At 72.1% G+C, this 18,455-nt stretch carries 15 protein-coding genes and 1 pseudogene; 5 read left to right on the top strand and 11 right to left on the bottom strand.

Annotation, left to right across the window (positions count from 1 at the left end):
* The first annotated feature begins 14 nt into the window (after window positions 1–14).
* On the top strand, window positions 15–1,142 hold the full coding sequence (locus AWQ68_RS17855) for a histone deacetylase-like amidohydrolase (protein WP_066941791.1): 1,128 nt from the start codon (window positions 15–17) through the stop codon (window positions 1,140–1,142).
* Window positions 1,143–1,524: 382 nt separating this feature from the next.
* Entirely contained in the window at window positions 1,525–1,758 is a 234-nt protein-coding gene (locus AWQ68_RS17860; protein ID WP_157545413.1) for a hypothetical protein, read from the top strand.
* Window positions 1,759–1,941: 183 nt separating this feature from the next.
* Here the strand turns inward: AWQ68_RS17860 and AWQ68_RS17865 are convergent, their stop codons facing one another.
* A complete protein-coding gene (locus tag AWQ68_RS17865; RefSeq protein WP_066941795.1) occupies window positions 1,942–3,477 on the bottom strand; it encodes a class I adenylate-forming enzyme family protein in 1,536 nt (511 codons plus the stop codon).
* Window positions 3,458–4,264, bottom strand: a complete 807-nt coding sequence (locus tag AWQ68_RS17870; protein WP_066941797.1) for a crotonase/enoyl-CoA hydratase family protein — start codon at window positions 4,262–4,264, stop codon at window positions 3,458–3,460. Before AWQ68_RS17870 ends, AWQ68_RS17865 begins: the two co-directional genes overlap by 20 nt.
* Before the next feature lie 82 nt (window positions 4,265–4,346).
* Between AWQ68_RS17870 and AWQ68_RS17875 the strand changes: the two genes are divergently transcribed.
* Both AWQ68_RS17875 and AWQ68_RS17880 read left to right on the top strand, forming a co-directional pair.
* Window positions 4,347–5,141, top strand: a complete 795-nt coding sequence (locus tag AWQ68_RS17875) for a hypothetical protein (RefSeq protein ID WP_084464128.1) — start codon at window positions 4,347–4,349, stop codon at window positions 5,139–5,141.
* Window positions 5,142–5,597: 456 nt separating this feature from the next.
* A complete protein-coding gene (locus AWQ68_RS17880; RefSeq protein ID WP_066941799.1) occupies window positions 5,598–6,416 on the top strand; it encodes a (2Fe-2S)-binding protein in 819 nt (272 codons plus the stop codon).
* A 6-nt stretch (window positions 6,417–6,422) separates the two neighbouring features.
* Here the strand turns inward: AWQ68_RS17880 and AWQ68_RS17885 are convergent, their stop codons facing one another.
* The 6 genes and pseudogenes from AWQ68_RS17885 to AWQ68_RS17910 form a co-directional block, all read right to left on the bottom strand.
* Window positions 6,423–6,704, bottom strand: a complete 282-nt coding sequence (locus tag AWQ68_RS17885; RefSeq protein WP_157545415.1) for a hypothetical protein — start codon at window positions 6,702–6,704, stop codon at window positions 6,423–6,425.
* A gap of 141 nt (window positions 6,705–6,845) precedes the next feature.
* Entirely contained in the window at window positions 6,846–8,204 is a 1,359-nt protein-coding gene (locus AWQ68_RS17890; RefSeq protein WP_066941803.1) for a TldD/PmbA family protein, read from the bottom strand.
* Window positions 8,201–9,676, bottom strand: coding sequence for a TldD/PmbA family protein (locus AWQ68_RS17895; RefSeq protein ID WP_218006914.1), 1,476 nt, complete (start codon window positions 9,674–9,676; stop codon window positions 8,201–8,203). The genes AWQ68_RS17890 and AWQ68_RS17895 overlap by 4 nt, the downstream gene beginning before the upstream one ends.
* Entirely contained in the window at window positions 9,673–11,721 is a 2,049-nt protein-coding gene (locus tag AWQ68_RS17900) for an iron ABC transporter permease (RefSeq protein WP_066941805.1), read from the bottom strand. The genes AWQ68_RS17895 and AWQ68_RS17900 overlap by 4 nt, the downstream gene beginning before the upstream one ends.
* Window positions 11,718–12,686 carry an ABC transporter substrate-binding protein gene (locus tag AWQ68_RS17905; RefSeq protein ID WP_066941807.1) on the bottom strand — a complete coding sequence of 323 codons (969 nt, stop codon included), beginning with the start codon at window positions 12,684–12,686 and terminating at the stop codon, window positions 11,718–11,720. The genes AWQ68_RS17900 and AWQ68_RS17905 overlap by 4 nt, the downstream gene beginning before the upstream one ends.
* Before the next feature lie 331 nt (window positions 12,687–13,017).
* A pseudogene (locus tag AWQ68_RS17910) lies at window positions 13,018–13,539 on the bottom strand (ABC transporter ATP-binding protein); the annotation flags it as partial.
* A gap of 119 nt (window positions 13,540–13,658) precedes the next feature.
* Here AWQ68_RS17910 and AWQ68_RS17915 point away from each other — a divergent pair.
* Window positions 13,659–14,417, top strand: coding sequence for a PAS domain-containing protein (locus tag AWQ68_RS17915; RefSeq protein ID WP_084464130.1), 759 nt, complete (start codon window positions 13,659–13,661; stop codon window positions 14,415–14,417).
* 22 nt (window positions 14,418–14,439) lie between these two features.
* Here the strand turns inward: AWQ68_RS17915 and AWQ68_RS17920 are convergent, their stop codons facing one another.
* From AWQ68_RS17920 to AWQ68_RS17930, 3 genes are read right to left on the bottom strand one after another with little or no spacing between them, the layout of a single operon-like run.
* A complete protein-coding gene (locus AWQ68_RS17920; RefSeq protein ID WP_066941812.1) occupies window positions 14,440–15,591 on the bottom strand; it encodes an alanine racemase in 1,152 nt (383 codons plus the stop codon).
* Entirely contained in the window at window positions 15,588–16,949 is a 1,362-nt protein-coding gene (locus AWQ68_RS17925; RefSeq protein ID WP_066941814.1) for a serine hydrolase domain-containing protein, read from the bottom strand. Before AWQ68_RS17925 ends, AWQ68_RS17920 begins: the two co-directional genes overlap by 4 nt.
* 45 nt (window positions 16,950–16,994) lie before the next feature.
* The gene (locus AWQ68_RS17930) at window positions 16,995–18,395 is read right to left on the bottom strand and encodes an amidohydrolase family protein (RefSeq protein WP_066941816.1); all 1,401 of its coding nucleotides are present in this window, start codon (window positions 18,393–18,395) and stop codon (window positions 16,995–16,997) included.
* Between the last annotated feature and the right edge of the window lie 60 nt (window positions 18,396–18,455).

Below are 18,455 nucleotides of genomic sequence, written 5' to 3' on the forward strand. Positions count from 1 at the left end.
GAGCCTGGAACATCATGACCACCGGATACGTCTGGCACGAGCGCTACGCCTGGCACGACACCGGCACGCACGCCGGGTTGCTGCCCGCGGGTGGGGCCGTCCAGCCCTTCCGGAACTTCGAGAGCCCGGAGTCCAAGACCCGGTTCGCCGGGCTCGTCGAGGTCTCCGGGCTGCTCGACCACCTGGTCCGCGTTCCGGCGCGACCCGCCGCGGAAGAGGACCTGCTGCGCGTGCACACCCCCGAGTACGTGGCGCGCATCCGGGCCCTGAGCGAAGCGGGCGGCGGCGACGCGGGCGACGGCCAGTCCCCCTTCGGGCCGGGTTCGTACGAGATCGCCCGGCTCGCGGCGGGCGGGACGATCGCGGCGACCGAGGCGGTGCTGATGGGGAGGGCGGACAACGCGTACGCGCTGGTCCGCCCGCCGGGGCACCACGCGGAGCGCGACAGCGGCATGGGCTACTGCCTGTTCGCCAACATCGCGGTCGCCGTGGAGTGGGCGCGCGCCAACCATGGGGTGCGCCGGGTGGCGGTCGTCGACTACGACGTGCACCACGGCAACGGCACACAGTCGGCGTTCTACGAGGACCCCGACGTGCTGACCGTCTCCATCCACCAGGAGCACCTGTTCCCGCAGCACAGCGGCACGTTCGCGGAGACCGGCGAGGGAGCGGGCGCGGGCGCGGCGCTCAACATCCCGCTCCCGGCCGGCTGCGGCAACGGCGCCTACACCGAGGCGTTCCGCCGCGTGGTGACCCCCGCCGTACGGGCCTTCGCCCCCGAACTGATCATGGTGGCGAGCGGGTTCGACGCCTGCGCGGCGGACCCGCTGGGGCGGATGACCGTCACGGCCGCCGGGTACCGCGCGCTGACCCGGCAGCTGATGGACGTCGCCGACGAGGTCTGCCAGGGCCGCCTGGTCATGTCGCACGAGGGCGGCTACTCCCCCGTGTACGTCCCGTTCTGCGGGCTGGCCGTGCTGGAGACCCTGTCGGGGTACGAAACCGGCGTCGGAGACCCCTTCGACGACATTTGGGCCCCCTCTCCGCAGCACCCGCTCACCCCGTGGCAGGACGACGTGCTGAAGCGCGCCGAGGACGTGGCCCGCGGCCTCGGCCTACTTGCCCCCTCGCGGCCGATTTGAGCACCGATCGCACAAGTCGCGGGAGGTGAGGCTCGGCCGACCGGTCGGCATGGATTGTCCAGATGTCCGGCCCACGAGCGTCGGCGACGGTTCCGCTTCTCAACAGGCAGCCCCCCGATGTGGCGGAGCCACGGAAGACACAGGGGCGAAGGTCGTTCTTCCAGCAGGGAGCTCCACCTTCGCCCCTGGCCCTCGGCCGCTTCCCTGCCGTTGGTCTTCGCGAGCGGAGATCCATCTTGGCAAGTTCTCGGCGTCTTTGCGCTGGTGGTCCTGGTCGGCCTTGTCCTTCGCATCGAAGGGGCGATACGGCGCTGACACCTGGTCTCCGGAATCGTCCGTTGCGATCCCTGTTGCAGTTCAAGGGAGTCGCACACGGTTCAGTGTGGACCACGTAAGGTCTCTGAGCTACACGGTGTGGACCCTGCTGGTATGGGTCGCCTCGGCGGCGGCCGACTTCGGGCTCGGCCTCATCTCCGGAGCGTCGGAGGATGTACGGCCGATCACGCTGTCCATCGGGGTGAGCCTGCTGGGCGAGGCGCTCACCCTCGGCCTGCGCGCCCTGGCCGGCGGGATTCCGTTCGCCCCTGAACGCTCCTCCGGGAGAGCGGCAGGGTGACGTCCGTCGTGCCCGCGAATGAGCCCAGGGCGAGTCCGATCGGGACCAGGGGCACGGTGGCTCGGCGGTGGGCTCCGCCGTGTGCGACGGCGGCACATCCAGGCCGAGCGGATTCGGCCCTCCGGCGCGCGCTCGGCCAGGCGCTTTGCCGACCAGGGCACGCGCTGGATGCGCGCGTGCCCCTCAGCGCTCGGCCGCGAGTTCGACGCGCAGGCGCTTGCGGTCGAGCTTGCCGACAGCCGTCTTGGGGATGGCGTCGCGGAAGACGACCTTGCGCGGCTTCTTGTAGGACGCCACCTTCTCGGCCACGTGCGCGACCAGCTTCTCGCGCAGTTCGTCGTCCGGCTCGACACCGTCGGCGACGACCACGACGGCGGTGACCGCCTCCACCCAGCGCTCGTCGGGGGTGCCGACGACGGCGGCCTCGCGCACCGCCGGGTGCTCCAGCAGCGCGTCCTCGACCTCCCGCGGATAGACGTTGTAGCCGCCACTGATGATCATGTCGGAGGTCCGGTCCTTGAGGAACAGGAAGCCGTCGTCGTCCAGGACCCCGATGTCGCGGGTGTGGACCCAGCCGCCGCGGAAGGTCTGCGCGGTCAGTTCCGGGGCGTTGAAGTACCCGGCGATCGCCGAGGGCCCGCGCACCACGATCTCCCCTGGCTCGCCCGGGGCGACCTCGCGGCCGTCCTCGTCGAGCAGGCGCAGGTCGATCTCGATCGCGATCTGCCCGCACGCGGCGAGCCGCTCGCCGACGTGGTCCTCGGGCCGGAGTACGGCGATGCACAGCGGGATCTCGGTCTGCCCGTAGTACTGCCAGAAGCGCTCCCGGCCCCACCCGCGCATGGCGCGCTCGATGGTGGGACGCGGCATGGGCGAGGCGCCGTAGATGACCCGGCGCAGCGTGGAGACGTCGGTGGTCTCGAAGGCCGGGTGCTCGACCAGCATCTGGATCATGGTCGGCACCAGGGTGGTCGCGGTCGCCCCGTAGCGCGGGATCGCCTCCAGGAACGCCCCGGGCAGGAAGCCGGGGAGGATCACCGTACGGCCGCCGCGCAGCCACAGCGGCAGCACGAACACCCCGCTGGCGTGGATCAGGCTCGCGGCGTGGAGCATGACGTCGTCACGCGTGGCCGGGAAGAGGTTGAGCAGCACGTTCCGGCAGATCGCCGCGTAGGACGCCTGCGTGTGCCGGGCCGCCTTCAGGGTGCCGGTCGTCCCGGAGGTGAACAGGGTCAGGATCACGTCGTCGGGCTCGACCGGGACGTCGGGCGGACTCGCCGGCGCGTTCTCCGCCCTGCGCATCAAGCTCGGCTCGTCCCCCAGGCCGGTCTCCAAGCCCAGGAAGACGACATGAGGGAGCGCGGCGGCCAGTTCACGGGCGCGGCCGGTCAGGTCCGGCCCGAACACCACGAGCTCGCATCGGGTGTCGGTGAGCATGGTGACGTGCTCGGCGACCGACAACCGCGCGTTGAGCGGGACCCGGTTGATCCCGGCCTTCACGCAGGCGAAGTCGAGCGGGACGCTGAGCAGGCTGTTGTTCACGAGAAGACCGACCCGCCGGCGGTGCCCGGCGCCCGCTTCCCTCAGCACGTGAGCGAGCCGGTTGCTCAGCCGGTCGACCTGCGCGTAGGTCAGTTCCTCCTCGCCGAACACGACGGCGACCCGGTCGGCGTGCTGCCGCGCGCCGCGAACGATCAGCTCACGGGTGGTGGGGCTCATGCTGGTCTCCTCTCGGGGTGAAGCTTCCGTGCCGGCCTTCGCCGGCGGCGAAGCGGGCGGCGCCGGCCACGCCCTCGCGCTCCACGACGGGGACGCCCGCGGCTCCCTCGGCGCGCAGCGCCTCGGCGACGGTCAGATCGAGCCCGGCGTAGACCGAGGCGCGGTCGGTCAGCACGCACTCGAACGGGAAGGCCGCGATCTGGGCGGCGAGCTCCCGTGCGGCGTCGACCGCCTGGCCGGGTTCGACGACGCGGTTGGCCAGTCCCATCGCGAGCGCCTCGTCGGCCTTGACCGGACGTCCGGTCAAGATCAGGTCGAGTGCCCGGCCCAGGCCGACGATCCGCGGCAGGCGGACCGTGCCGCCGTCGATGAGCGGCACCCCCCACCGGCGGCAGAAGACGCCCAGCACCGCGTCGCGCTCCACGATTCGCAGGTCGGCGAGGAGGGCCAGCTCGAGTCCGCCCGCGACGGCGTACCCGCCGATCGCGGCGATGAGAGGCTTGCCGAGCTGGAGCCGGGTCGGTCCCATCGGGCCGCTGCCGCCGCCGGAGGGGTCGAGCTCGTTGCGGCGAGCCGGGTCGCCCACCGCGGTCAGGTCGGCTCCGGCGCAGAACGTCCCGCCCGAGCCGGCGAGCACAGCCACGCGTTGACCCGGATCGGCCTCGAACTCCTCGAACGCCGCCCGCAGCTCCGCGGCCATCGCGCCGTCGACCGCGTTGCGCCGGTCGGGACGGTCCAGCCAGATCGTGGTGGTCGTGCCCTCGACCTCGACCCGCACATCAGCCATCACTACCTCCGTGGTCCTACAGTGGAGCAACGGAGTGCCTTTATAACGCGCCATGGAAATTTTTGTCTAGGAGCCGTTACAAATGACCGAGCTGACGGCCCGCAAGCTCCTGTTGGACCTGGTGACAGCCCGCCCGCACACCAGGTTCTCGATCTCGGCGCTGTGTCGCGCCGGCGAGATCGTGGGACTGAGCGGGCCGAGCATCCGCATGGCGACGACGCGGTTGAACGAGGAGGGGGTGCTGGACCGCGACGGCCGCGGCACCTACACCCTGCATCCCGACCGTCTGCGCACCTACCCCCATGTCGAGCACTGGGAAGACCGGCACCTCTCCGTCGTTCCGTGGAACGGGCGCTGGGTCGCGGTCGAGAACTCCACCACCGCCCGCACCGACCGCGCGACCCTGCGCCACCACGAGCGCGCGCTGCAACTCCTGGGGTTCCGCGCCTGGCGCGGCGCGCTCCACGTACGCCCCGACAACCTCCGCGACGGCGTCGACGGGCTGCGCGGGACCCTGGGGAACACCGGCATGGCCCCGGGAGCCGGCGTGTTCGGGATCGATCAGCTCGATCCGGCGACCGACCATGAGCTGCGACGACTTTGGGACACCGGCGAGCTCGTCGCGCGACTCGACCGGACGGCGGACGAGCTCACCAGGAGCCGCGACCGCCTCAGCACGCTGAGCGCCGAGGAGTTCGCACGCGAGTCCCTCCTCCTCGGCAGCCGGGCGATCGCGACGATCGTGAACGACCCCCTGCTGCCCGAAGAACTCTGCGCCCCTGAGCCCCACCGACGACTGGTCGCGCTGACCAGGTCCTATCAGGAGACGGCCCAGGCCGTCTGGGGGCGACTGCTCGGCCTCGACGAACCGAACTGAGCGCCTCGGCGAAAGCCGTCCTTGTGCCGACAGCCGGAGACTGACGCACGGTCGGAACCGCGAGAAGAACGGCTCCGACTCGAGTCCAGGCGGCGACGCGAGCAGGATCCATCGACTGTGCGATCTATTGACATATCCGGCATGGATATTGAAGCATAAGATGCAGTGAAACACCTGTTACATAGTACCGCGCAGGCGCAACCCGGGGCGTCGTCGCCTCAACCCTCCAGTTCGTCGAAGGCGAAGACGGCAGCGGCGATCTCCAGTCGTCGCCGCTGAAGCCAGTCGGCGGCGCTTCGCTCGCACCCCTCAGCGGCCCCGCCGCCCTTGAGGGGCGAAGTGGGTGATCGGCGCCGTGCTTTCGCTCACAACAGTGACCACCACCTTCGGCGCTCCCGCAGTGATCGCCGTACTGCCGCGCGTCCGCGCGGCCCTGACCTCACCGGCGGTGTGACAATGGATCAGCACAGGCTGCCCCTGACGAAGCTCCAGACGGGCCTGCCGCCCGCCTCTCCCTCGGCCGTCCTCCGCGTGATCGCCGACATCTCCTCCGTCGGCGGCCGCTTCGAGCTCGGCGTCAGCCGGGCCGAGGCCGGCTGGCGGCCCCTCACCGACCTGCTCACCGATCCCGGCGGCCTGGAGGCCGTGATCCGTGACATGGCCGGACACATGGGCACCGACGAGACCCGGGTGGCCGCCTCGATCCTGTTCCAGAAGGTCGCCTCCCGGCTGTGCTCACCCGCCTTCGGCGCGGCCGTGGCCCACGGCCTGCTCATCGACCTGGACCCCCGGCACGTCCACTGGCACGCGGCCCCCGACGGCGTGCTGCCCCTGCGCGTCACCGATCCGGCCGGATGGGAGGTCCGCGACCCGGTACAGGCCGCCGATGCGCTGTACCGGACTGTGGTGATCGGCCTGCTGGAACCGCTCGGCGAGGCGGTCCGGGCGGTCGTGAAGATCGCACCGGGCCTGCTGTGGGGCAACGCGGCCTCGGCCCTGGCCGGGACCATGCGGGCCCTCGTCCGCGTACGTCCCGAACTCACCGGACCGGCGCTCACGCTGGGCCGGGAACTGCTGGACATCGGCCCGTTGCGCGACACCGGGGAGCTGGCGGAGCCCTCCCCTGGCCACCCGTTCTTCGTCCGGCGCAGTTGCTGCCTGTACTACCGCGTATCGGGTGATAAATGCGGCGACTGCGGCCTGACCGATCCCGGCGCCCCCCGCGACCGGCGTGCTCACGCCGTTCACGGATCGCGGCGAGCCCGGCCTGCGTAGACCTGCCTACGCGGATCCGATCGCCGCCGCCGCGGGCATGCGCGTGGAGCTGGGCCGGCCCCGGTAGACGCGCACCCCGGTGAGAGTGCTGGGGTAGCCGTTGGCGGTCCGCCGAGCGGCAAGGAACTGCCCGAGATTGAGCGGGTCGACGTGACCGACCGCCGGATGGGTTCCTTGTGGCCAGAACGACTGGAGGGCGGCGCCGTGCAGGTTCTGGTAGTCGACGAAGACGACAAGCCGAGCGTGGGGGGTGAAGGTCAAAGCCGTCGGAACCAGCGCCCCCTTCATCCTTCTTCCACGCCGCTGTCCGGTCGGGCGGCCCTGGCAGATCCCTCATGTGCGCTGGTCACCGGACAGCCCTCGGCTGTTCGATCTTCTTCCTGTGAGCGGAAGGATGATCGGCCAAGGGCTGTCTCGCCGCCCCCGGAGCTAGCCGGAGAAGCGGAATCCGTCGACGAGCACGGCGGGGACGGTGATGTCGCCGAGAACCGACACCCCTCCGAACCAGCCGCGTACTGTCCTGCGGTCCCGGCCGATCGCGCTGACCCTGCGCAGCACGTCCAGATAGCTCTGGCTGAAGCGCAGGTCGCGAACGGGCGCGACGATCTCTCCGTGCTCGACGAGGAAGACGCCGTCCCGGGTCACGCCGGTGACGACCGCGCGCTTGGGATCCACCGGGTTGGTGTAGTAGAAGCGGGTGACGAGGAGCCCCCGATCCAGCCGTCCGACCAGTTCCTCCCGGGACAGCCGCCCCGGCGCCATGAACATGTTCGTCGGGAGGGGCCCGACCGGGTTGGGCGCGGGGAGCGCGTGCCCGGTGGAGCGGATCCCCGCCCTCGCCGCGGTTCCGGTGTCGTGGACCAGTCCCACGCACCTGCCGCGGTCGATGAGGCTGACGCGTTCCTTGCCGACGCCCTCGTGGTCGAAGGCGCTGGGCAGCCCCGCCGGGTCGGTTCCGTCGTCCCAGACGGTGACGAGGTCGCCGGCGACGCGGACCCCCGGCGCGGCGAAGGACTGCCCCTCCTGCACGGCGCGCGCGTTGAACCCGCATCGGCCCAGCTTGGCCAGCAGGTCCGCCACCGCGTACTCCTCCAGGACCACGGGGCACTCCCCCGGGTTGAGGACGACGGCGTTGTCGGCGGCGCGCGCCTTACCGGCCGCCTCCCGGCCGAGGGCCGCGCCGTCGACGTCCGCCACGTCCACCGCGCAGGTCTCGGCGTAGCCGGTGCCGCCGTCGGGTGACATGTGCACGGTGACCAGCCAGGCGTCGCTCCGCGTCTGTACGGCACGCACGCCCCGGCTGTTGAGCACCGCCGTCGTGACGGTGCCGGTCGCGTAGGAGCCGTACGCGCCGACGCCGGCCGCGTCGGCCGCCGCGATGACCTCGCGCACGATGCCGGCGCGGAGTTCGGGCGTGGCCTCACCGGTCGCGGCGGCGTAGGCGCCGGTCACGTCCGGGATCGGCCCCGGCTCCGGCAGGCCGGGCCAGTCGTCGGTCTCGGCCGTCCCGGCCGCGTTCGCCGCGGCGCCCTCGACCAGGGTGTCGAGCGCGGCGTCGTCCAGCCGCCCCGTCGCCGCCATGCCGTACCGCCTGCCCTGCACGTAGCGGAGATTCACCCGGACGGTGTCCTCCGTGACGCTCTGGTGGATCTCCGAGTCGGCGAACCTGGTCAGCGCCGACAACCGGCTCTCCACGCTCACCTCGGCGTCCGTCGCGCCGTGCCGTCGCGCGCGTTCCAGCAGCCGTTCGGCGTATCTTTCGAGTTCCGCGGATCGCTCGGTCGTCATCGTCCCGCCGCCATCCGCACACCTCGGAACCGCGCGCCCGAACAGCCGTGGCCGACCTGTACGCACTGCGGCGGCAGGCCCTTGGCGCAGTTGGGATTGCCGTACATGACGTAGCTCCGCTCGTCGGCGACCGCGTCGCAGGAGCGCCAGAACTCCGGCGTGATCCCCGAGTAGACGGGGTTCTTCAGGATGCGTCCCAGCCTGCCGCCCTTGATCTCGTACGCGATCTCGGTGCCGAACTGGAAGTTCCACCGGCGGTCGTCGATGGACCAACTGCGATTCGTGGTCAGGTAGAGGCCGTCGTCCGTGTCGGCCACGATGTCCTGCAGGCTCATGCCGGGCACCGGCATGAGGTTGACGTTGGTCATCCGGACGAGCGGAAGCCGGTTCCAACTCTCCGCGCGTACGGTGCCCCCGGACGGCCTGCCGACACGGGAGGCCGTGTCGCGCGACGTCAGGTATCCGGTGAGGATGCCGTTCTCCACCAGGGTGGTCCGCTGCGCCGCCACCCCCTCGTCGTCCCAGCCGAACGATCCCGGGCCGCCGGGGACGGTCGCGTCGGCGACCAGGGTGACGAGGTCGGAGCCGTATCGGAAGCCCGAGTCCAGCAGGTCCGTGGTCAGGAAGCTGGTCCCCGCGTAACTCGCCTCCGCGCCGAAGACCCGGTCGAGCTCGGCGGCGTGCCCGCACGACTCGTGGATCTGCAGGTAGAGCTGGCTGGGGTCGATGACGACCGTGGCGGGGCCCTCCGGGCACGACGGCGCGGAGAGCAGGGCCACCGCCTCCTCGCCGCACCGGGCCGCGTTCCCCTTCAGGTCGAGCTCGCGGACGAACTCGTAGCCCGCCTGCCGCCACCGGCCGCCGCGCGCCTCCGGGTAGCTGCGCCGCTGGTGCTCGTTCCCCCGCACGGCGTGCGCCTCGACGCCCGCTCCCACGTGGGTGAACACCTGCTCGGTGAGGCTGCCGTCCGTGGCCGCGAAGGTCTTCCACTCCCGCTGGGCGGCGTACGTCGACATGGTGGACACCACTCCGGGTACGGCCAGGGCGGCGTCGGCGTCGAGCAGGTCGGCCACCTTGGCCTCCAGCGGCAGCGCGAAGGGGTCCTCGCGCACCGGCGTGGCGTAGGTGCCGTACGCGCGGGGCCGCTCGGCCAGGGTCACGCGACGCCGCAGCGAGGGCGCCGCGGCGCGGGCGAGCCGTACCGCCTCGTCCGCGGCGCGGTCGATCGCGTCGGCGTCGTAGCGGCGCGTCGCCGCGAAGCCCCAGGCGCCGTACGCGAACACCCGGATGCCGACGCCCTCGCTCTCGTCGGAGGCGACGCTCTCCACGCGGCCGGTGCGCACGGTCACCGACTCCTCCACCCGCCGTACGACGCGCACGTCCGCGTAGTCGGCGCCCATGCTCATGGCGGTGTCGAGCGCCCGGTCCGTGATCTCGCGCAGCGCGCCGGTCGGCGCGCCCTGTGCCGTCATCCGCTCGCCTTCCTGCTCGAACGGAGCAGCCAGATCATGTACGGCGTGCCGACCAGGGCGGTCATCACTCCGACGGGGATCTGCCGCGGGTCGATGACGACGCGTCCGATCGTGTCGGCGACGACCACGAGGGTCGCCCCGAGCAGTGCCGCGAGGGGCAGCATCCGCTTGTGCGAGGAGCCGACGAGCCCGCGCGCGAGGTGCGGCGCGATCAGTCCGACGAAGCCGACGGCGCCGATCGTCGCGGCGGTCCCCGCGGCGAGCGCCACCGCGCCCATCAGCACGAGGAGGCGGACCCGGCCCAGTCCGAGCCCGAACGCCCGCGGCAGGTCCTCGCCCAGCGCCAGCATGTCCAGCGGCCGGGTGCCGGCGACGAGCAGCACCGTGACGACCAGCGGGGCGACCAGCCAGAGCAGATCGCCCGGCGCGCGGCCGTAGGTGGAGCCCGCCAGCCAGGTCAGCACCGCCCCGATCGTCATCGTGGAACGCAACGCCAGCACCTGGACGACCGCTGACGTGGCCGCGGCCAGGCCGATGCCGACCAGCACCACGCGGGTGGGGTCCAGGGTCCCCTTCCGCCTGGCCACGGCCATCACCAGCAGCAGCGCGAGGAAGCCGCCGAACGACGCCGCCGCCGGGATCATCCAGTGCGGGGCGGTGGACGCCAGGGTGATCACGGAGACGGCGCCGATGGCCGCTCCGCCGGTGACCCCGAGCAAGGACGGCTCGGCGAGCGGGTTGCGGATGACGGCCTGGACGGCGCCGCCCGCCGCGGCGAGGCAGGCTCCGCCGCCGACGGCGGCGAGCACCCGCGTGAATCGCTGGGACAGCACGCCCTGGATCAGCGGATCGGGGTTGAGCATCTGCGACAGATCGATGCTCAGCGTGCCGACGGAGAGTCCCGCGAGGATCCCCGCGACGAGCAGGATCGCCGCCGCCGCCACGATGGTGGCGTAGCGTCGCCCGGTCACCGGCTTCGCCTCGGTGACCGAGGCCCCGGTCTCGGCGTCGCCGGTGGTCAGCCGGCGTACGAGCACCAGGAAGACCGGGCCGCCTACCAGGGCGGTGACGACGCCGACCGGGATCTCGCCACCCGCGGCGGTCTGCAGGGCCTGCCCTGCGCCGTCGGCGAGCAGCACCAGCAGCGCCCCCACCGAGCCGGACAGGGGGAGCAGCCACGCGTGCCGGTGGATGCCCGCCATCCGCACGACGATCGGGGACACCAGGCCGACGAAGCCGATCGGGCCCGCGACGGTGACCGCCACGGCGGCGAAGCCGACGGAGAGCAGGAGGACGTACAGGCGCATGCGGCCCGCGTTCACGCCCATGGCCTCCGCCGTGTCGTCGCCGAGCGAGAGCAGGTCGAGGGGACGGACGAGACCGGGCAGGGCCGTCGCCAGGAGCAGCGTCGCCGCGCCCATCCAGAGAGGGACGGTCAGCCCGGTCTGGATCAGCGAGCCGTTGCCCCAGAAGAACGTGCCCCGGGCGGTCTGCTCGTCGAGCATCTGCAGCGTCAGCGCGAGGGACATGGCCGCCAGGGCGACGGCCGTGCCGGCCAGCAGCACCCGTCCGGGCGCGTACAGGGACCGCCCGGCCAGCGCGTACACGAGGGCCGCGGCGCCGACGGCTCCGGCCAGGGCGGCGGCGCCGGTGCCGAGCACGCCGACGCTCAGTCCGGTCGCGCTGGCGACGGTGACCGCCAGGTAGGCGCCCGCGTTCACGCCCAGCGTGTCGGGGGCCGCGAGCGGATTGCGGGTGCCGCCCTGGATCAGCCCTCCGGCGAGGCCCAGGGCGAGTCCCGCCACCAGGCCGGCGAGCGTCCGGGGCAGCCGGCCGCTGAAGACGATGTCGTCCGCGAGCTGGTCCCCACCGCCGGTGAGCACCCGGAGCACGTCGCCGACGCCGAGGTGGGACGCGCCCTGCCCCAGATGCCAGAGGAACACGAGGGCCAGCAGGCCGAGCACGGCGCCGCAGGTCAGAGGGACGGCCGGTCGCCGGGCGGGCCGCGCCGGGGCGGGGGCGGAGGATGCGAGGACGGCGCTCATTTGACCAGCGCCGCCACGGTCTGGGTGAGCAACTGCTCGGCGGACGACGGTCCGCCGTAGAACCACGGCGTCGGATCGAGCTTGTAGGTATGGGCCGCCTTGACGAAGGGCAGCCCGGTCCAGACCTTGTTGCCCGCGAGCCGTGTGAAGGTGTCGTCGGAGGACGGGGAGACGTACAGGAAGTTGACGTCGGCGGGGAGGGCGGTCAGCGCCTCGACGCTGACGGTGCTGAGTCCGTCGGTGTCGGCGTTGCCGGTCCACGCGTTGGTCAGGCCGGCCTCCTCAAAGATCTGGGAGGCCAGCGAGGGCTTGGCGAAGATCGTCACGGTCGACGCGCCCGCTCCTCCGGCCGGGTAGGCCAGGGCGAACTTCTCGCCGACGCCGGTGAGCTTCTCCTTCGCCGACGCCATGGCGGTGTCGAGGCCCGCGAGCACCTGGGCGGCCGCGGCGTCCTTCCCGACCGCCTTGCCGAGCTGTCCGAAGGTGTCCTTCATGACCGCGAGCTGCTTCTTCGCCGGATCGTTCCAGCGGAACGCGACGACGGGAGCGATCCCCTTGAGACTCTCGATGTTGTTCGCGAGCCGGTCGGAGTTGCCCACGATCAGATCGGGCTTGAGCGAGGCGATGGTCTCCAGGTTGGGCTCCTGGCGGGTGCCGACGTCGACCGTGGTCTCGGCGATGCGCGGTCCGGCGGTCACCCAGTCGTTGTAGAGGGCCTTGTCGGCGACGCCGACCGGGGTCACGTCGAGCGCGAGCAGCTCTTCGGTGTAGGTCCACTCCAGCGAGACGACGCGGGTGGCCGGGGCGGGGAGCTCCACGGTGCCGAAGCCGTCCTGTATGGTGATCTTCGTCGCGCCGGGGGCGGACGCGGCGCCGGACCGGCCGGCGGTGGCGGTTGAGGAGCCACACGAGGCGAGGGCGAGCACCGCGACCACGGTGCCGAGAAAGATGGCGGATCTGCGCATCGTCGTCTGCCTTAGCTGGTGGGGGGTCATCCGTGTAGGTCGACTGCGGGGGTCGGCTGCGGGGTCAGTTGGGCGAGGTACGGGGGAAGCAGGCGATCCCACCGGTCTCGGGATCGTGCACGACCTTGACGTCGAGCCCGAAGGCGCGGGCGATACTGCCGGAGGTGAGCACCTCGGCCGGTTCGCCGTGGCCGAGGATCTCGCCTCCGGCGGTCAGCATCACCCGGTCTCCGTACGAGGAGGCCTGCCCCAGGTCGTGGAGGACGAGGCCGCATGCCATGCCGTACTCGTGGGCGAGGGTCCGCACCACCTCCAGCACCTCGATCTGGTAGCGGAGGTCGAGGTAGGTGGTGGGCTCGTCGAGCAGAAGGATGTCCGCCTTCTGCGCGAGCACCGCGGCGAGCCAGGCGCGCTGCCGCTCGCCGCCTGACAACTCGTTCATCCGCTTGTCGGCGAGGGGGAGCGCGTTGGTCACGCGCAGCGCCCACTCGACCGCCTCCAGATCCTCGGCGGTGTGCCGCGAGAAAGCGCCGCGGTGCGCGTAACGGCCGTTCCTGGCCAGCTCTCGGACGGTGATTCCGGCAGGGACCAGCGGGGTCTGCGGCAGGAAGGCCAGGCGCCGGGACAGCTCTCTTCTGCTCAGCTTGTCGAGCGGGTCGCCCAGGACGCGGACCTGCCCGCCGGTCGGCCGCTGCAGGCCCGCGAGCGTACGCAACATGGTGGACTTTCCGCAGCCGTTGGGACCGACGAGTACGGTGACCGTGCTCGCGGGGAGGGTGAAGTTCACATCGGCCACGACGGTGCGGCCGTCATGACCGACGCTGAGCCGTTCGGCGACCAGTGGACTCGACATAATTCCGCCTTTCTCATCGCCGGCCGCCGTCAGGGGGCTGACGAGGTAAGACAGCTCGCGCGAGGTGGGGGGTTTCGGTTGGTAGCCCGCAAATTAGGCTGAATTTGGACCTGTTGTCAATGGGTTCGACTAATCGTAAAATTCCTGTTGCCGGGCCCGCACAGCCCGTCCGGAGATATTTCGCGAGAAAGGACAATCCGATCAGCCAGAAATCTTCGGCCGTCGACCCGTCGTCGGAAGCCGACGCGCTGTTCGCCGCCATGCGCCCGGTCGTCGACGGAATCCAGGCCACGTTCGGCCGTAAGTGCGAGGTCGTCCTCCACGACTACCGGCGCGTGGAGCACTCGGTCATCGCCGTCGCCGGTGATGTCACCGGCCGCAAGGTGGGGTCGGCCATGAGCCAGATCGGCCTCAGCATGCTGCGGCAGGGCGACGACGCCAAGGACGACCTCAACTACGTGACGCGGCTGCCCGACGGCCGCGTGATCAAATCATCGACCGTCCTGCTGCGCACATCCCAGGGGCACGTGGTGGGCGCCGTCTGCGTCAACCTGGACGTCACCGAGATGCGGGTGGCCGGCCGGCTCCTCACCGAGCTGGCGGGGGATCTCGACCCGGCAGAATCCCCTGCCTCCATGTTCGGCACCGACATCGAGTCGGTCGTGGACGGGGTGCTCGCCGAGGTGGAGGAGGCCCTGGGGCACCCGCTCACCCGGCTGACCGTGGCCGAGCGGACGGAGGTGTTCCGCCAGCTCGACCAGCGGGGGCTGTTCCAGTTGCGCCGGGCCGTCCCCATGGTCGCGGAGCGGCTCGGGATGTCACGCCAGTCGGTCTACAACTACATCACCCGGCTCAAGGAGGAGTCCGTGGACCGGTGAGCCGGCGGCCGGAGGAAGGCACTCACTCTCCCCCGCCGGTCGTGGGCTCGTGGTGGCGCGCGGTGACCGGCTCGACCCTGACCCGGCCGTCCACGCCTATGACGTGCATCTCGCCGAACTGGCTGACGGCCGTGTCCACGTGGCGCGGCACCAGCGTGACCAGCTCGCCGACCTCGGGTTCGGCGCCCGGGACGCACGACAGCACGAGGTGTTCCTGCGCGGCCGAGACCGCCTCCAGGCCCGAGCTCTGCGCGTGCGGTCGCCCGGCGTCCACCTGGATCGCGGTGAGCCCCGCGTCGACGGTGACCCGTCCCGGGGCGGGACGGCTCACCACGCGGGTGAGCACGGCCGCCGCCGCCGTGAACCCGACGTCGCCGAACCTGGCCAGGCTGCGGGCGTCGTTGTAGACGACCGTGCCGGCGCCCACGGTCACCCGGTCCAGCCACGGCGTGGGCGTGGCCAGGATCTCCCGGAACGTGTGACTTCCGCCGGCCACCAGTTCTCCGACCGCGTGCCCTGCCGCCTCCAGCGTCTCCGCCAGGTCCGTCATCGCGGCCAGGCCGTCGGCCGCCCGCCGCTCCCGCTCGGACGGGCTCAGGTCAGCGAGGTGCCCGTCGTAACCGTGCAGGCCGCGCAGCGGGACGCCCCGCCGTGCCAGCTCGTCGGCCACGCCGAGGGCGACCGTGTGATCGTCCACGGGAACGCCGGTACGGCCCATTCCGGTGTCCACGTCGATGAACGCCCCGACCGGGCCCGGCCGCCACGTGCCGATCGCCGCCACGCTGTCCACCAGCACGGAGACCGCCGCGGACGGGTGCGCCGAGGCGAGCCGCGCCGCGCGCCACTGGGTGGGCCCGACCGCCGGATAGGCGAGGAGCACGTCGGCCACGCCGAGCGAGAGCAATGTGGCCAGCTCGGCCGTGGTGGACGCCTTGAACTTGGTCACCCCGTGCGCGACGAGCCGCTCCATGGCCCAGCGCGCCTTGGCCGTCTTCACGTGCGCCCGCCAACGGTCCGGAGAGCCGACGAGCTTCAGCGTGAGCCGGAGATTCGCGTCCACAGCCGCCTCGTCGACGACCAGAGCCGGCGTCCTGACCTCGGCGAACATGGCGGCGAGCGCGGGATCGGGCCGGGCGCCGAACCCCGGCCCGCCCGGGGAGTGCGGAGGCGTCACGAGAGCCTGCCCCCCAGCCGGAGCGCCAGCCTGATCACGGAGGACCCGGGGAAGAAGACGAGCCGCGATCCGAGGTGCGGCCCCCGGACGATCTCGAACTCCGTCTCCGACGTGGCCCGGCAGATCGACTCCTTCGCCGGCGCCGCGCCGTTGATCAGCTCCAGGCGCAGCCCGCCCTCATGCGGGGACACCCGGACCCGGTCCACGCCCGGGATCGCGTAGTCGCCCGCGTACCCCGCCAGCAGATCGGGACCGAGGTCGACGTACTCCACCTCGGCGGGCCGCCAGCCGGTCAGCCGCTCCAGCGCGGCCTCCTTGACGGCACGGCAGAGCCGGCCGCCGTCGTCGCTGTTGGTGAGCACGGCCACGGCGACCCCCAGGTCCGGCAGGAGCGTGAGCCGGGTGCAGTACCCCTTGTAGGAGCCGCTGTGCTCGACCGTCGGGGTGCCGCCCGGAGTGGAGGTCATCCAGCCGAGGCCCTGGTGGTCGCCCGCGTTGTCGCCCGGGATCAGGGGTTCGCGCATCGCCGTACGGGCGGCCTCCGACAGGACGGCGGGGCCGGTCCCGAGGTGCAGGCCGGCGAACCTGAGCAGGTCGTCCACGCCCGCGATCACCCCGCCCGAGGGCACGCGCGCCCGCGGGAAGGCGAAGGACGGGATGGGGACGTGCTCCGGCGAGCCGGCCGAGACGCGGCGGTGCGGCAGCGCGACGCGGCGGAGCACGGCGTCCTCGGCCAGGAAGCAGCTTCCCGTCATGCCGAGCGGCTCCAGCACGCGCAGGCGCGTCGCCTCTTCGAACGACGTGCCCGCGAGCCGCGCCAGCACGGCTCCGGCCAGCCAGTAGCCCGTGTTGCAGTACCCCCAGATCTCGCCTGCCGGGGCGAACTGGCGGAGCGAGCCGTACCCCGACACGACGCGGTCGAGGGCGTCGGCGTTCCGCCCGAAGCTCTCCAGGTCACCGCGCAGCTCGCTTTCGAGGCCGCTCGCATGGGTGAGCAGGTGGCGCATGGTGAGCGATGCCCGGGCGTCCGCGTCGGCGAGCGCCAGCTCCGGATAGTAGGCGACCACCGGCACGTCGAGGTCGAGCACGCCCTCGTCCACGAGGGTCATGGCGAGGGTGGCGGCGAAGATCTTGGTGATGGAGCACAGGCGGAACAGCGTGTCCGTCGTGACCGGACGCGGGTCGGCCACATCGGTCACCCCGAGCCCGGTCGAGGCGACCTCGCCGCCGGCGGCCACGCCGAGCGCGACACCCGGCACCCCCATGTCGAGGCGGTGCTTCTCGGTGATCTCGGCGAGCGAGGCGAGCAGGTCGGAGGCGGTCAGGTCGGAGGCGGTCGGTACGGAGACGGTCGTCATGCGAGGCGTTCCCTTTCTGTCACTCTCAGGTCCCTTCCGGCGCTCTCAGGCGGCCAGGCCGTCGCCGGTGTAGAAACCGCTGCCCGCCGGATCGACGGGCTCGTGGACCCCGCACACCTCGACGGCCGCGGCGGCCCCGTGTTCCGTGCTCAGGAAGCGGGTGCCGCGGCCGAGGACGGCGCCGCGGTGCCAGACCAGCCGGCCGGCGCTGATCGTGGTCGTGACGGTGCGGCTCGCCGGGTCGATCACCGCGATGTCGGCGTCCGCCAGCCGTCCCTTGCCGGGCAGTCCGAGGATCCGCGCCGGGGTCCAGGACGCCTTGGTGACGAACTCGGAGAGCGTGAGCAGGCCCCACTCGACCATGGACAGACCGGCCGACACCGTGACGTTGCGGGGGAACGCGCCCCCGTCAGTGGCCAGCGCGTGCACGTCGAAGGCGCCGTCGGCCCTCCTGGAGGAGCCGAGCACGAGGCGGGAGATGGCCGGGTTGACGGGCAGGCAGATGGGCACGCGCGTCTCCGCCTCCTCCCAGAGGGCGACCCCCTCGTCTCCCGAGAGCAGGATCACGTTGTCCGGCTCCATCCGGGTGACGCAGGCCCAGCCCTCGCGGATCGCACGGCGCAGGCCGTCCTCGGTGCCGGGATATCCGGCCCCCTCCAGCCAGGCGCGCACCCGCTTGTTCTTGGGCAGGCCGTCCACGCAGGTGCCGTTGGAACCGTTGATCTCGGCCAGGTACGACTCGGCGAACACGTGCGGCGACTTGCGGAGCAGCTCGACGGCGGTGTACGCCTCGGCCCCCGCGTCCTCGACGTCACCGCGGCAGTAGCTGTTGACGTGGGCGACGTGCAACCGGTTGTCGCCGGCGAGCTCCAGGGTCTCGCGCAGGCCCACGATGTCGCTCGCGGTCGCGGTGGTGCCGCAGTGGCTCGCGATCCAGACGCCCGCGCGGTTGCACTCCTCGATGATCATGCCGGTCGGCTCGGGTTCCCAGCCCTTGTCGACGTGCAGCTTCACCCCGATGCCGCCCGCGGCCAGCACCCGCTCGATCGCCCGCCGGATCTCGGCCCGGGTCGGTCGCGCCGGAAGGTGCTGCCCCGGGCGGAACGCCTCGACCGCCGCGATGTGCAGCCCGGCGCCCGACCTGGCCGCCGCGGTCAGGACGCCCGTGACCGGGCCGGACAGGTCGAGCGCGGTCGTCACACCGGCGCGGGCCAGCATGGCGTGCCCGGCCCCGCCGCCCGAGTGCTCGGGGATGTGGACGTGCAGGTCCACCAGGCCGGGGACGACGTAGTGGCCGGCGACGTCGATGACGGTGGCGGCGCGTCCCGTCAGCTCTGGACCGACCGCCTCCACCTTTCCCCCGGCCACCGCCACGTCGGCGACCTCGTCGACACCGGCGGCCGGATCGATCACCCGGCCGCCGCGCAGCAGGATGTCGTACTCCATGCGCACTCCTCAGACTTGATGTGGCGGAAGGCCTCGGCGAGGGGCACGTACGTTCGGACG

The organism is Microtetraspora fusca, assembly GCF_001570365.1.
Classification (GTDB): domain Bacteria; phylum Actinomycetota; class Actinomycetes; order Streptosporangiales; family Streptosporangiaceae; genus Microtetraspora; species Microtetraspora fusca.

Excerpts from the sequence above, each read along its gene's own strand:
- AWQ68_RS17855 (WP_066941791.1), top strand. The coding sequence starts at position 15 with ATGACCACCGGATACGTCTGGCACGAGCGCTACGCCTGGCACGACACC.
- AWQ68_RS17865 (WP_066941795.1), bottom strand. The coding sequence starts at position 3,477 with ATGAGCCCCACCACCCGTGAGCTGATCGTTCGCGGCGCGCGGCAGCAC.
- AWQ68_RS17870 (WP_066941797.1), bottom strand. The coding sequence starts at position 4,264 with ATGGCTGATGTGCGGGTCGAGGTCGAGGGCACGACCACCACGATCTGG.
- AWQ68_RS17875 (WP_084464128.1), top strand. The coding sequence starts at position 4,347 with ATGACCGAGCTGACGGCCCGCAAGCTCCTGTTGGACCTGGTGACAGCC.
- AWQ68_RS17880 (WP_066941799.1), top strand. The coding sequence starts at position 5,598 with ATGGATCAGCACAGGCTGCCCCTGACGAAGCTCCAGACGGGCCTGCCG.
- AWQ68_RS17885 (WP_157545415.1), bottom strand. The coding sequence starts at position 6,704 with ATGAAGGGGGCGCTGGTTCCGACGGCTTTGACCTTCACCCCCCACGCT.
- AWQ68_RS17890 (WP_066941803.1), bottom strand. The coding sequence starts at position 8,204 with ATGACGACCGAGCGATCCGCGGAACTCGAAAGATACGCCGAACGGCTG.
- AWQ68_RS17895 (WP_218006914.1), bottom strand. The coding sequence starts at position 9,676 with ATGACGGCACAGGGCGCGCCGACCGGCGCGCTGCGCGAGATCACGGAC.
- AWQ68_RS17900 (WP_066941805.1), bottom strand. The coding sequence starts at position 11,721 with ATGAGCGCCGTCCTCGCATCCTCCGCCCCCGCCCCGGCGCGGCCCGCC.
- AWQ68_RS17905 (WP_066941807.1), bottom strand. The coding sequence starts at position 12,686 with ATGCGCAGATCCGCCATCTTTCTCGGCACCGTGGTCGCGGTGCTCGCC.
- AWQ68_RS17915 (WP_084464130.1), top strand. The coding sequence starts at position 13,659 with ATGGGTTCGACTAATCGTAAAATTCCTGTTGCCGGGCCCGCACAGCCC.
- AWQ68_RS17925 (WP_066941814.1), bottom strand. The coding sequence starts at position 16,949 with ATGACGACCGTCTCCGTACCGACCGCCTCCGACCTGACCGCCTCCGAC.
- AWQ68_RS17930 (WP_066941816.1), bottom strand. The coding sequence starts at position 18,395 with ATGGAGTACGACATCCTGCTGCGCGGCGGCCGGGTGATCGATCCGGCC.